The sequence below is a fragment of the Rhizobium sp. P2_G9 genome, assembly GCF_056403475.1.
In genome coordinates, this window is sequence record NZ_JBFUFK010000039.1 from 68,028 (window position 1) to 81,010 (window position 12,983).

The 12,983-nt window shown below is 59.9% G+C and carries 9 protein-coding genes; 6 read left to right on the plus strand and 3 right to left on the minus strand.

Annotation, left to right across the window (positions count from 1 at the left end):
* The first annotated feature begins 7 nt into the window (after nucleotides 1-7).
* The 3 genes from livM to AC1DYF_RS28520 are packed head-to-tail and all read left to right on the plus strand — an operon-like array spanning nucleotide 8 to nucleotide 2,858.
* On the plus strand, nucleotides 8-1,312 hold the full coding sequence (gene livM, locus AC1DYF_RS28510) for a high-affinity branched-chain amino acid ABC transporter permease LivM (RefSeq protein ID WP_477880723.1): 1,305 nt from the start codon (nucleotides 8-10) through the stop codon (nucleotides 1,310-1,312).
* Complete coding sequence (locus tag AC1DYF_RS28515; protein WP_477880725.1) at nucleotides 1,309-2,127, plus strand: ABC transporter ATP-binding protein; 819 nt, start codon at nucleotides 1,309-1,311, stop codon at nucleotides 2,125-2,127. The genes livM and AC1DYF_RS28515 overlap by 4 nt, the downstream gene beginning before the upstream one ends.
* Nucleotides 2,124-2,858: an ABC transporter ATP-binding protein gene (locus AC1DYF_RS28520; RefSeq protein WP_477880727.1), complete on the plus strand. Its 735-nt coding sequence runs from the start codon at nucleotides 2,124-2,126 to the stop codon at nucleotides 2,856-2,858. Before AC1DYF_RS28515 ends, AC1DYF_RS28520 begins: the two co-directional genes overlap by 4 nt.
* 162 nt (nucleotides 2,859-3,020) lie before the next feature.
* Here AC1DYF_RS28520 and AC1DYF_RS28525 read toward each other — a convergent pair whose 3' ends face one another.
* Nucleotides 3,021-3,767, minus strand: coding sequence for an SDR family oxidoreductase (locus tag AC1DYF_RS28525; protein WP_477880729.1), 747 nt, complete (start codon nucleotides 3,765-3,767; stop codon nucleotides 3,021-3,023).
* Entirely contained in the window at nucleotides 3,760-4,509 is a 750-nt protein-coding gene (locus tag AC1DYF_RS28530) for an SDR family NAD(P)-dependent oxidoreductase (protein WP_477880731.1), read from the minus strand. Before AC1DYF_RS28530 ends, AC1DYF_RS28525 begins: the two co-directional genes overlap by 8 nt.
* Nucleotides 4,510-4,605: 96 nt before the next feature.
* Between AC1DYF_RS28530 and ydiJ the strand changes: the two genes are divergently transcribed.
* Nucleotides 4,606-7,656 carry a D-2-hydroxyglutarate dehydrogenase YdiJ gene (ydiJ, locus tag AC1DYF_RS28535; protein WP_477880733.1) on the plus strand — a complete coding sequence of 1,017 codons (3,051 nt, stop codon included), beginning with the start codon at nucleotides 4,606-4,608 and terminating at the stop codon, nucleotides 7,654-7,656.
* A 48-nt stretch (nucleotides 7,657-7,704) separates the two neighbouring features.
* Entirely contained in the window at nucleotides 7,705-8,436 is a 732-nt protein-coding gene (locus tag AC1DYF_RS28540) for a FadR/GntR family transcriptional regulator (protein WP_477880735.1), read from the plus strand.
* A gap of 228 nt (nucleotides 8,437-8,664) precedes the next feature.
* On the opposite strand, the gene AC1DYF_RS28545 is transcribed toward AC1DYF_RS28540, so the two are convergent.
* Nucleotides 8,665-11,640: a hypothetical protein gene (locus AC1DYF_RS28545; RefSeq protein ID WP_477880737.1), complete on the minus strand. Its 2,976-nt coding sequence runs from the start codon at nucleotides 11,638-11,640 to the stop codon at nucleotides 8,665-8,667.
* Nucleotides 11,641-12,112: 472 nt separating this feature from the next.
* Here AC1DYF_RS28545 and pmtA point away from each other — a divergent pair, with 472 nt between their 5' ends.
* A complete protein-coding gene (gene pmtA / locus AC1DYF_RS28550; RefSeq protein WP_477880749.1) occupies nucleotides 12,113-12,712 on the plus strand; it encodes a phospholipid N-methyltransferase PmtA in 600 nt (199 codons plus the stop codon).
* Nucleotides 12,713-12,983: the final 271 nt, after the last annotated feature.

Below are 12,983 nucleotides of genomic sequence, written 5' to 3' on the forward strand. Positions count from 1 at the left end.
ACACACGATGCAAACGACCAAAATCTTCACCCTCGCCAAGGAAGCGCTGCTCACCTTCGCCGTTTCCCTGGTCTTGTTCGGACCCGTCTCTGGCCTCGTCCTGGACGGATTCAGCTTCCATAACGAACTCGGGCGCGCCGTCCTTCTTGCCGCGGCCGTGACTGCAGGCCGGATAGCACTTTCAGCGGTCGGCATGACCGCGATGGGCCGTGTGTTCGTTCATCGGGTTTTCCGGAGCGGCGGCGGCGTGACCGTCAACACCGCAACGCGGGGTTCGCGCACCCCTCTTTTGATCTTGCTGTTCCTGGCGGGGCTGGTTCTGCCGTTCATGTTGGACAAGTATTTCCTCGGCGTCGCAATCCTCGCCCTGATCTATTGTCTCCTCGGCCTCGGGCTGAACATCGTGGTCGGCCTGGCGGGTCTGCTCGATCTCGGCTACGTGGCATTCTACGCGGTCGGAGCCTATCTGTTGGCGCTCGGTTCCCAGTATCTCGGCCTCGGCTTCTGGAGCGCACTGGTGATTGCGCCGATCCTTGCCGGATTTTTCGGTATGGTGCTGGCATTCCCGGTCCTCAAGATGCACGGCGATTATCTTGCCATCGTGACTTTGGGCTTCGGGGAAATCATCCGTCTTATTCTCAACAACTGGCTTGACGTGACAGGTGGCCCCAACGGCGCTCCGGTTCCCGCGCCCACCATCTTCGGGCTGGAGTTCACACGCACTGCCAAGCAAGGCGGAATACCGCTCCACAAGTATTTCGGCGTGGAATACAATGCCGACTACAAATTCTGGTTTCTCTACATCGTCCTTTTCCTCGTCGTCTGCGGCGTGATCTACACTGTGGAGCGCCTGCGCGTGATGCCGATCGGCAGGATGTGGGAAGCGCTGCGGGAGGATGAAATCGCCTGCCGCTCTCTGGGGGTGAACCACGTCTTCACGAAACTTTCGGCCTTCATGCTGGGTGCCTCCACAGGCGGGCTGGCCGGCGTGTTCTTCGCCGCCCAGCAGGGCTTCGTCAATCCGACGTCCTTCACGTTCTTCGAATCCGCCCTGATCCTCGCCATCGTCGTGTTGGGCGGCCTTGGATCGACATTGGGTGTGATTCTCGCGGCGCTTGTCCTGACCATCCTTCCCGAGGTCTTGCGAGACTTCGCAGAATATCGGGTCCTCGTCTTCGGCATCCTGATGGTGCTGATGATGATCTGGAAGCCGCGGGGTCTGGTCCGCGTAACGCGCCCCGCCTTCTACCCGTCCGACGCCACCACGACGGAAGTCGCAGCACTCCAGGCACAACCGGAGGCCGGACGATGAACGATGCTCTGCTGGAAGTTCAAAACGTCACCATGCGTTTTGGCGGGATTGTCGCCAACCGCGATGTCAGCTTCACGGTGAAAAAGGCGGAAGTCACGGCTCTCATCGGCCCGAACGGGGCCGGGAGGACGACGATATTCAACTGCATTACCGGATTCTACCGCGTCAGCGAGGGGCGCATCGTACTCAACGCAGATGAAGGCCCGCGCGAGATCGGTGGATTGGTGTCCAAGCCGATGACGGGAGGCTCGCATCTCGTGACACGCGCCGGGATCGCCCGGACATTCCAGAACATACGCCTGTTCAAGGAGATGTCTGTCGTCGAGAACCTGTTGGTGGCGCAGCATCTTGCCACCCGGAATAATCTCATCAGCGGCGTGTTCCAGACGCCCGCGTTCAGGAAGTCGGAGCGCGAGGCGGTCGACCGCGCCTATTACTGGCTTCGGCAGATGGGTCTCTCTGAGGACGCCAACCGATTGGCTGGGGAGTTGCCGTATGGCCGCCAGCGCCGTCTCGAGATAGCGCGGGCAATGTGCACCTCACCCAAGTTGATCTGTCTCGATGAACCGGCTGCGGGCCTCAATCCATCCGAGACCCGCGAGCTCTCCGACGTCATCAAGCGGCTCTGCGCCGATCACGACCTCACAGTGCTGGTGATCGAGCACGATATGGGGCTTGTCATGCGGATTTCGAACCACATCGTCGTTCTCGACCACGGTGAGGTCATCGCCAGCGGCACTCCGGAGGCGGTGGGCAATGACCCTGCGGTTATCGCAGCGTATCTTGGCGTCAGTGAGGAAGAGGTTGCGGCATGAGCATGGAATTGAACAGTGACACCCCGCTTCTTGAGTTTTCGGGCGTCCACGCCCACTACGGCCCCGTCGAAGCGCTGAAATCCGTCGACGTCATCATTCGCAAGGGTGAGATCGTCAGCCTCATCGGCGCGAACGGGGCGGGCAAAACCACGCTGCTATCGACTATTTTCGGCGCGCCCAGGACCTCGGCGGGACGAATCCTGCATCGCGGCGAGGACATATCCAGACTGCAGACGAACAGGATATCCCGACGCGGCATCGCGCTGGTGCCGGAAGGACGTCAAATCTACCAGGACATGTCGGTCGAGGAGAACATGATGATGGGCACGACGCCCATAGGGATGTCCTATTTCGACGAGGATCGCACGGCAATGTTCGAGCTATTTCCACGGTTGAAGGAGCGTCGGAACCAGACCGCCGGAACCATGTCGGGCGGCGAGCAGCAAATGCTCGCGATCGCGCGCGCGATGATGGCGAGGCCGGAACTGATCCTGTTCGATGAACCCTCCCTTGGTCTCGCGCCTCTCGTCGTGAAACGGGTGTTCGAAGTCCTCAAGGAGATCGCAGACCTGGGCAAGACGATCTTCCTCGTCGAGCAGAACGCCAACCACGCTCTCAAATTGTCACATCGGGCCTACGTCATGGTCAACGGCAGGATACACCTCTCCGGCGACAGCGCCGAACTCCGTGACAACGAAGACGTCCGCAAGGCCTATCTCGGCCTGCATTGAGGTGGATGAAACAGATGGCGCGCGGCCACCCTTCGGTTCAGGAACGTGTTGAAGGTTTCGCGATCGGCAATCGATTCAAGGCCTATCGCCACCGGCGTCCGGCCATTTCGAATACGGGACCCGAATAGATGGACGACGTTTGCATAACCGCAGCCTCGCTGCCTATTGCTGGAACTTGACCATGGTGCCGCCGCCTGTGGCCTGGTCGGTCGGGAAGACCTCGACGCGGGCGACGTCGACGAAGGCCGGCAATTCGATTGCGCTTCCGATGACGGCCGCGATGTGCTCGGGTTGGATCGGCCTGTAGCCGTCGTAAAGCACGGCCTGCGCCTGGTTGTCGGCGATCGCCGTTCGATAGAGGTCTGTCTGCACACGTCCCGGCACCACCTCCGTCACCCGCACCGAGGTACCGAGCAGATCGCATCGCAAGTTGTCGCAGAACAGGCTGAGACCCGCCTTCGAAGCCCCGTAGGCGCTCATCGACGGATATGGCGCCTGGCCGCCGCTCGATCCGATGAAGATCAGATGTCCCCGCTTGCGCGCGACCATCCCCGGAAGCACGGCGCGTGTGAGGTGCATCGGGGCTTTGAGGTTGACGTCGATCATCGCGTCGATCTCGTTGGGATCGATCTCGTGGAAGAGCGCCCGTGTCGACAGAATTCCGGCATTGTTGACCAGGATGTCGACTTCGACATCCGCGAACCGTGCAGCGAAAGCCGCGGTGTCGCGGACATCCGCCTGCACGGACTTCGCGCCCGACGAAGAAGCCAAGTCTTCGAGGGCAGCGGCGTTCCTGCCGACCGCGTAGACTTCGAGACCCATTTCCCGCAGCTTCAGGACGGTCGCGCGGCCTATGCCGCTGGTCGCACCCGTGACTATCGCGGTCTTGTAGACCGACCGCTCAGACATAGATGTAGCCTCCGCTGACGACCACGTTCTCGCCAGTGGCGTAGGTGTTGCGGCTGCTCGCCATCATGACGATCCACTCGGCCATCTCTACTGGTTCGGCGGCGCGGCCCAAAGCGCTCGCCTTCGCCAGCTCGGGCAGGAAGCCCAGTTCTTTGGCCCTGTCGGTGGCGAAGCCTGCCGGGGCGACGGAATTGACGAGAATGCCGTCAGCCGCGCATTCCTGGGCGAACGACTTGGTCAAGCTGACGACGGCGGCCTTGGTGGCGGCGTAATGGGCGTTCTGCGGATGCGCCTTGAAGGCGTCCACAGACGTAACGTTGACGATACGGCCGGTGACCTCTGGGCGGTTGACGAAGCCACGCATGTGCCGGACCGCGGCCACCATCATGTGGTATGTGCCTTTGACGTTTATGGCGTTCTCGATGTCCCACTCCTCATCGGTGATCTCAAGGATCGGACGACGCGGATAGATGGCGGCGCTGTTCACCAGCGTGTTGATCCGGCCCAGCTTGTCCGCGATTTCGGCGAACCCGCGATGCGCTGTCTCCGCCCGTGCTATGTCGGCGACGGCTGTCGCCACCTCCGCGCCCATGGACAGCAAGGTTTCCGACGCGCTTGACAGGAGCTCGGCGTTCCGGTCGACGAGGCCAATCTTCGCCGCGCCACGCTCCACCATCAGTTTGGCGGTGGTGAGGCCGAGTCCCGACGCTCCCCCGACGATAATCACGGTCTGCTGCTGCATGATTCCACCTCGCGCATTTCAGTTGCTTCGTCTTATTTGTATGTTATCACTTATATGCTATATTTTCGAAGCGACAAGCGTTTTTTGGAGAGAAGCATGATCCCGCGCCTGAAGCTCGACAGGGCTGTCGAATCGCCCCAGCCTGGCTTCCTCGAGCGTCTGGTCGAGCGCGGCTTCCGCGGAGACATCGAAACCGAACACGGAAGTGGGCTCGTCGCCTCCACAGACAACTCTATCTACGAGATAGAGCCCGCCGGCGTGATCTTCCCCAAAGACGGCGACGACCTTCGCCTTCTCGCGGCAATCCTGGGCGAACCGGGCTTCGAACATGTCGTAGCCACCGCGCGCGGCGGCGGCACTGGGACGAACGGCCAATCCCTCACCCGCGGTTTCGTCGTCGACTGCTCCCGGCATATGACACGCATCCTGTCGATCGATCCGGAAAAGAGGACCGCAAGGGTTGAGGCGGGCGTCGTCAAGGATCAATTGAACAAAGAAATTCGGAAGCACGGGCTGTTCTTCGCGCCGGAGCTGTCGACCTCAAATCGGGCGACGATCGGCGGCATGGTCAGCACCGACGCCTGTGGCCAGGGGTCGTGCGTCTACGGCAAGACGAGCAACCACGTGCTCAGCCTGCGCATCGCGCTTGCTGACGGCACTGACTGGTGGGCGCGACCCATGGACGGCGAGGAACTGTCACGCGTCGCAGCCAGGACTGACAGGATCGGCGACATCCACCGCGTCGTTCGGAACATCCAGCGCGACAAGAAGGACCTGATCGAAAGAACCTTCCCTAAGCTGAACCGCTACATGACGGGCTACGACCTCGCCCATATCATTCGTGATGACGGACAATTCGATCTGACCTCGATCATCTGCGGGTGCGAGGGGACGCTCGCCTTCATTGCCGAAGCCGAACTCAATCTGCTTCCGATCCCGGCGGAAGCGGCGGTGATCAACATCCGATATGACGACTTCAACGCCGCCCTGGAGGACGCCCGGGTTCTCGCCGCGCTCGGAGTGGCGTCGGTGGAGACGATAGACGAAAAGGTCCTGTACCTCGCCAAGAACGACATCGTCTGGGCCTCTATCGATCGCTTCTTCCCCGACGATGGCCACACGAACGGCATCAACATCGTCGAAGTCCTCGCCGATGACCCTGATGAACTGGCGTCGAAGCTGGCGGTGATCACAGCGTCGCTCGAAGTGGCGAGTGGCTCCGGAAGGCGCGGTCATACAATCGCCGACAATAGCGGGGATGTCGAGGCCATCTGGACGATGCGCAAGCGTGCGGTCGGGTTGCTCGGCAATGTCGACGGGCCTGTGCGGCCGGTGGCGTTCGTGGAGGACACCGCCGTCCCACCGCAAAACCTCGCCCCCTACATCAGGGAATTCCGTGCCCTCCTGGACGCCGAGGGACTGACCTACGGAATGTTCGGCCATGTGGATGCGGGCGTGCTTCACGTGAGGCCCGCCCTTGACCTGACCAGGCCGGAACACGAGGCCTTGGTCCGGCGCGTGAGCGATGGCGTCGTCGCCCTGACCCGGAAGTATGGCGGAGTGCTCTGGGGTGAACATGGTAAGGGCGTCCGATCAGAATATGTCCCGGAATATTTCGGCGCGTTGTATGAAAGCCTCCGCGACATCAAGCGCGCGTTCGATCCCCATGATCAACTGAACCCGGGCAAGATCGCGAGCGCCGGGGATAAGCCGCTGACACGTATCGACGATCCCGCGCTTCGCGGGCAGCTGGATCGGTCGATTCCCGCGGACGCGCGGGCATCCTATGGCAACGCCTCGTTCTGCAACGGCAACGGCGCTTGTTTCGACTTCGACGCCGATAGCCCGATGTGCCCGTCTTACAAGGGGACCCGTGACCGCCGCTTTTCCCCGAAGGGCCGGGCCATGCTGTTCAAGGAATGGCTCCGGCTTCTCGGCACGGCAGGCATCAATCCTCTGGATGCGCGGCGGCGGATCAGATCGGGCAACGGCCTGCTTGCCTTGCCGAGCCGGGTGTGGCGCTCGCTCGACCCGTCCAACCGACGGGATTTCTCGCACGAGGTCCGGCAGGCGGTCGACAACTGCCTCGCCTGCAAGGCCTGCGCGGGCGAATGTCCGGTCAAGGTCAACGTGCCGGATTTCCGCTCCAAATTCCTGGAACTCTACCATTCGCGTTATCTGAGGCCTCTCAAGGACCCCATCGTCGCGATGATCGAGCAGGCCCTGCCCTGGATCGCCCGAGTTCGTCCGATCTACAATGTGGCTGTGCGGTCGCGGCTCGGACAGACCGCGACACGATTGCTTGGTCTGACGGCGCTTCCCGAGATGCCGGGCGTCAATCTCTGGCGCGAACTGAGGACCCGGGGAGTCCAACCCGCCACACCTAGTACACTGAAACGCCTGCCCGCGCACCAGGCAAAAGATTCCGTGGTCTTTGTCGTCGACGCGTTCACCGCCTACTACAATCCGGACCTCGTCCTCGCCGCCGCCTCCCTCGCCCAAAAACGAGGCCTCCATCCTTTCGTCCGGGCGTCGGTCTCCAACGGGAAGGCCCTGCATGTGCATGGCTATCTCGGGAGGTTCGAGAGCACGGCCAGATCGACTGCTGCAGAGCTAGCCGCCCTGGCCGCGACCGGAACCACACTCGTCGGCCTCGATCCTTCGATGACGCTCGCCTTCCGTTCGGAATACAAGGAGGTCGCGACGATGGTACCGACGGTGCTTCTCCCGCAGGAATGGCTGAAGTCGCTTGGGGTCGGGTCGCCCGGCACGCCACCGCCAGCGACCCGTCAGGCGCGGCTCCTTCTGCACTGCACGGAGCGAACGAACGCAGTGTCTTCGGCACAGGAATGGACCGAGGTGTTCAAGGACTTTGGCGTGAATCTGACGATCCCCGCGCTGGGATGCTGTGGAATGGCGGGAACATTCGGACACGAGGTCAGAAACCGTGAGCTGTCCGAGCGAATTTACGATATGAGTTGGAGGGCGCAGACGAGTCGTGACAATGACATAGAGCCACTGGCCACGGGATTTTCGTGCCAGTCCCAAGTGCAGAAGATCGAGGGCCGCCGCCTTCGCCACCCGATCGAGTTTCTCAATGACCTCCTAGTCGACTGCGGGTCTGCAACCGGTGACAATGCAGCATGATATGTGATATGTGATGAATGACATGTTGGTCAGGCATAGGAGAACTCGGTGGCGGTAATCACTCAGCGCGGCAATCTGGCCGAAATCGTCGTCGCCCAGCTCACCAGCCGCATCGATGCCGGCACCTACCCGCCGGGAGAGAAGATACCATCGAGCGCCCAGTTATGCGAGGAGTTCGGTGTGAGCCGCACCGTGATCCGCGAAGCCCTTACGTCGCTGAGAGTCGCGGGTCGGGTGACGTCGCGGCAAGGCGACGGCGTCTACGTCACCGAGCGGGATTCCAAGACGCTGAATTTCGAAATCAGCCGGATCGAAGACATCCGTTCGGCCATGGAAATCCTGGAGCTCCGCCTGGGCGTGGAAATGCAGTCGGTGGCGCTCGCGGCCACCAGACGGACGCCGGACGCCCTCGCGGACATCGCCCGGGCCTTCGATTACGTGGACAATCTCGAAAGCGACGACGCCGAAGTTGAGGCCAGGGCCGATTTCGAGTTTCATCTCGCGATCGCGAGGGCGACGCGCAATCCGCATTTCCCACAGTTCCTGCAGGCCGTTTTCAGTGAGATCAGTTTCGACCTCGTCATGAAGCACCGCCAGTCGGCGCGCACCTATCAGAGCTATCTCAAGAAGATCAACAAGGAGCACGCCGCCATCTTCGCCGCCATCACTCAAGGCGATCCGAAAGCTGCGAAGAACGCCCTTGCCGCGCATCTTGAGGAGAGTCTCAGCCGATATCGCACGATGCTCGACGAACCGCAGATCATGGAGACGGCTGACTGACACGGGAGTCTTGAACAGAAGCCCCGCCCCTGCTCTTCCCTTTCAACCTGGCCCAGCCGGCCGGACCGGGGGCTGATCCGACGAGCCAGTGTCGCGTTTCTAACGGGCTGGTCGCACCGCAGTTCTAATCAGCTTTGACATATCATCATTTGAATGTAGAAGTACAGGTTCCATTTTCAAATGCAACGAAGGCAATATTGGCCAAGATTGCCATGTCATCGGCGCCGATCACCCGAAGATGAAGTCGTCCGCCGTGACGCTGGCGAGCTGCGTGGCCTTGAGCGTGATGCTGTCGTGGCTGTCGAAGGTGATGACCACGTCCGACCCGACCTGCGCCATATGCAGGCCGGAGAACTGCGTCGCAAATGCAGGGTGGATGTCAATGTGGCCGTGTGTCGATGTCGTCAGGTCGAGATTGTAGACCGTGTCGTTGCCGCCCTGATAGTCGAGAGTCGCATTCGTCATGTTGCGGAAATAGAACGTATCGTTCAGCGTGCCGCCGCTCAGGGTTTGCGCATCCGCATAGTCAGTGATGGTGTGGGTGCCGGCGGCCAGGCGCGTGTCGCTCGTCAGCACGACGCTGCTGCTGCTGAGCCTGTCCTCACGCATGGTCCCGGTGCCGTCCTGAAGATAGTAATCGACAGTGCGCGCGCCGTTGGCGGCGATCGCCGTGTGATTGAGGATCGATCCGCTGCTCGTATAGTTGTCGATGACCTTGCTGCCATCCGTGGCGCGCGTTTCACGGTAGTCGTAAGTGCCGTCGGTGTGGAACCGCTCGATCAGCCTGACATTGCCGCTGGCGTCGTTGGCCTGGTGGATCGAGGTATAGGTCTGGCCGGTGACGTTGTAGACATAGTTGTCGGTCGAATGGTCGGCGTTGACAACGTTCTGACCGATAAGAGCGCTGCCGGCATACTTCTTCATCACCGCGCTGCCATCGGCATAGGCGGTATAGTCGGTCAAGGCCTTGCCGGTCGCGGTGTCGTAGGTCGTTGTCTCGGTCCAGCCGAGATGGTTCGCCTGGWCATAGCTCGACTTGATGCCGCTGGCATAAACCGTGGTCAGCACATCGCCGCTGGTCTGGATGATCTTCTGCCACAGAGCATTGCCGGTCGAAGGATCGTAGGCGATCGTGGTATTGGTGCCGTCAACCGCAACCTTGACGTCGTTCGTCATCTTGCCCGCGGAACTGTAGAGGGCTGTATCCCGGCTGCCATCGGTGCCGCGCACATCACGGTAATCATAGGTGCCATTGGCGTGAAAGCGTTCGACCAGCCGGACATTGCCCTTGGCATCATTGGCCTGGTGGATCGATGTATAGGTCTGGCCGGTAATGTTATAGGCGTAGGCGTCGGTCGACCCATCGGCGTTGCGCGAATTCTGGCCGACAAGGACGCCGGCACTATACTTCTTCATCACCGCGCTGCCATTGCTGTAAGCGGTGTAGTCGGTCAGCATCTTGCCGGTCGAGGTGTCGTAGGTGCTGGTCTCGGTCCAGCCGAGATGGCTGGCCTGGACATAGCTCGACTTGATGCCATTGGTATAGACCGTGGTCAGCGCGTCGCCATCGGTTTCCTTGACCGCCTGGCGCGTCGCGAAACCGGTTGTGGTGTCGTAATAGATGGCGGTATTGGTGCCGTCGCTGGCGATCTTGACATCGGTCACCATCTTGCCGACGCTGTTATAGTTCGCAATATCTCTGCTGCCATCGGAGCCGTGTGTCTCGCGACAGTCGTAGGTGCCGTCGGCGTGGAAACGCTCGATCAGCGTGATATTGCCGTTGGCATCATTTGCCTGGTGCCTCGACGTATAGGTCTGGCCGGTGATGTTGTAGTTGTAATAATCGGTCGAGCCGTCGGTATGAAAAACGACCTTGCTCATGATCACGCCGTTTGTCAGGCCATAATCAGTGTGAAGGGTCAGATTGCCCGCAGCATCGAAATTCTGCACCTTCGTCCATGTGGCCTGACCGTAGGTGACGGAAAAATTATTGCCACCGGAAATCTTGCCGAGAAGCGTACCGTAGTGCGCGATCAGGTAGTTCATCGTCTCCACCGAGGAAACGGCCAGTGTATGGGTGTCGGAAAGCGTGACCGACTGCAGCCCGGATGCGGCCTTCAGGTCGGCCATCTGCGCAACGAAATGCTCCGATGTCATCGTCAGGTTCGACGAAACCGTCTCGGTTTGTGGCTGCACCGGGAGCCTGGCGCCGAATTCCACGACGAGCGGATGGTCGCTTACCGGGATCTTGAAGGAGCTGACATTTTTGTAGACGGCGATCGGCGTCAGACCGGACAGTGGATCGTAGACGTAGACAAGAGGTTCGACATGGTCGAGCGTCACGGTGACGTTGACGGCCGGATTGGTTATGTCGGTGTCCGTGGTGTCGTTCCAGACCTCCTTGTCGGCCCAGACAACCAGGTCTTCGACTCCGCCCGACTTTGCCAGCACCATTGAATGCGTCTGCGACGGAGCGCCGGTCAGCGTATAGTTGAAGGTGTTCGTTGTGGTCGCACCGCTGTCCCCGGAGGACAGGATCGTGGTCAGATTGTGAAGCGCGATTGCGGCGAGTTTGGGAGAGCCGTCGGCATTGAAGAGGCCGAAATGTGCTTCCTTCTCGCCGCGCGCGGCGGCCGCGGAGGGTGTGTCGATCAGCTCGTAGAGATAGGTCGACACCGAGCCGTCTTCATACGCCTCGAAAAGGTCGTTGAGGACAATCTTTGCCTGTGCGGTCTCGCTGGCGCCGACATAGCTCGCTGTTTTGTCCGTGGTAATGCCGGTTTCCGTGATGACCAGAGGATCGCCTGACGATGCCTTCTGCGCCAGGCCGAGCGTCGTCTCGATTTGCGAATCTGTCGAACCCGTCGTTGTCGTATAGGCATGGGCATTGGCATAGTCTGAGTAAGCGCCGAGATTCCCGACCGTCGCGTAGGCCGATGCGCTGTTGTTGGCGATCGACAGATTGATGACGCCAATGTGTCCCAACACCGGATCGGCCTTGATCGCCTGATAGAGATCCTTCTGAAACGCCGCCCCGGCGGCAGTTCCGGTCAGGCCTTTATAGGTGAGGCTTGCATCGACATTGACCTCGTTGAGTCCCTCGATGGACACGATCGAGCCCGGATGCTCAGCCACGAAGGCCTTGAGGTCTGTTATATACTGCGTAAGCGCCGCCTTGCCGCCCACGGCAATCCCAGACCTCACACGAAAATCGAATGTGATTCCTGCTGCTGCCAAAGCATTAAGGACCGGTGAAGCCTGGCCGTAAGTTGAATATGCATCTCTTACCTTGGAGACACCGATATATTTTAACGATTCGATAATGAGGCTGGAATTGTCGTAAGCGTCGAGATAGTCGCCGCCGTGTGTATTGACACCAAGCGAAGAAAGAAAAGCGGACGCCGACGAATTATTGCTAGACATATAAGATGACCGCATCGATTAAACTGATGAAAATCTTACATGAAAGGAAGCAAAAACCGATTATGGGAATGATTCAAATTTTATCGATGATCGATTTTAGGTCAGCGCCAGATCATGAACTCACCGGCTTCCTCGCCGCCTGTCCCCGAAATGGCTGACTCGACGGGAACTTATCGGTCGTTAATGGGCTTGTAGATGTCGCAACAGTTAGACAAAACGCACTTTGCTAATACAACGGAAGCAGGGAGTGGAAATGGTTTTCCGACTGAAGGAGCGACTCGGCAAGAGGTTTGAAGAAGAACTGCAATTCTTCAAAGGCTGGCAAAAAGACAAGAAAGGCGTTGGCGCCCTCATCCCGACTTCGATCCATGCCGCGCGTCGTATGGCAAGCGTGATCAATCCACGATCAGGAATGCCGGTTCTGGAACTCGGTGCGGGCATGGGCGTCATCACCAAAGCAATCCTCGAGAGAGGCATTGAACCGAGCCAGTTGGTTTCGGTCGAGTATTCCAGTGATTTCTACGACGCCCTCACGCGACGCTTTGCCGGCGTGGACTTCCGGTTGGGCAATGCATTCCAACTGGATGAAGTTCTTGACGACCGTAGCGCCGAGCAATTCGACTGCGTCGTCAGTGCGGTTCCGATGTTAAGTTTTCCAATGGAACGGCGCGTTGCCCTGCTGGAGGACCTGCTTGCCCGGGTGCCACCCGGACGACCCGTCATTCAGATCACCTATGGGCCGCTTTCGCCGGTCGTCAAGATGCCCGACCGCTATGTGGTCTCGCATTACGATTTCGTCGTCCGCAACATCCCGCCGGCTCAGCTTTGGACGTATCGGCGAGCCGTGGTATAAGGGAAGTGTTGCCTGAACAGGGTTCGGATTCGCGCGAAAGTTGAAATAATTGTCTGCCCGCGCCGGCCACGCTGTGTCTGATGGCTGTTCCTGCCGCAACGCAGGCGTCGGGGTCAGGCTTTATATGGCAGAATTGCCGTAACACGAATAGGCCGCTTTGTGCGACCTTTCATCGTATCCGCTTGTTGGCGGTTTTGTGTGTTTGAGGTATCGATTGACGTTGCGTTTTGCAGACCTGGCAGCGACCTACTCTCCCGTGCCTTAAGACAAA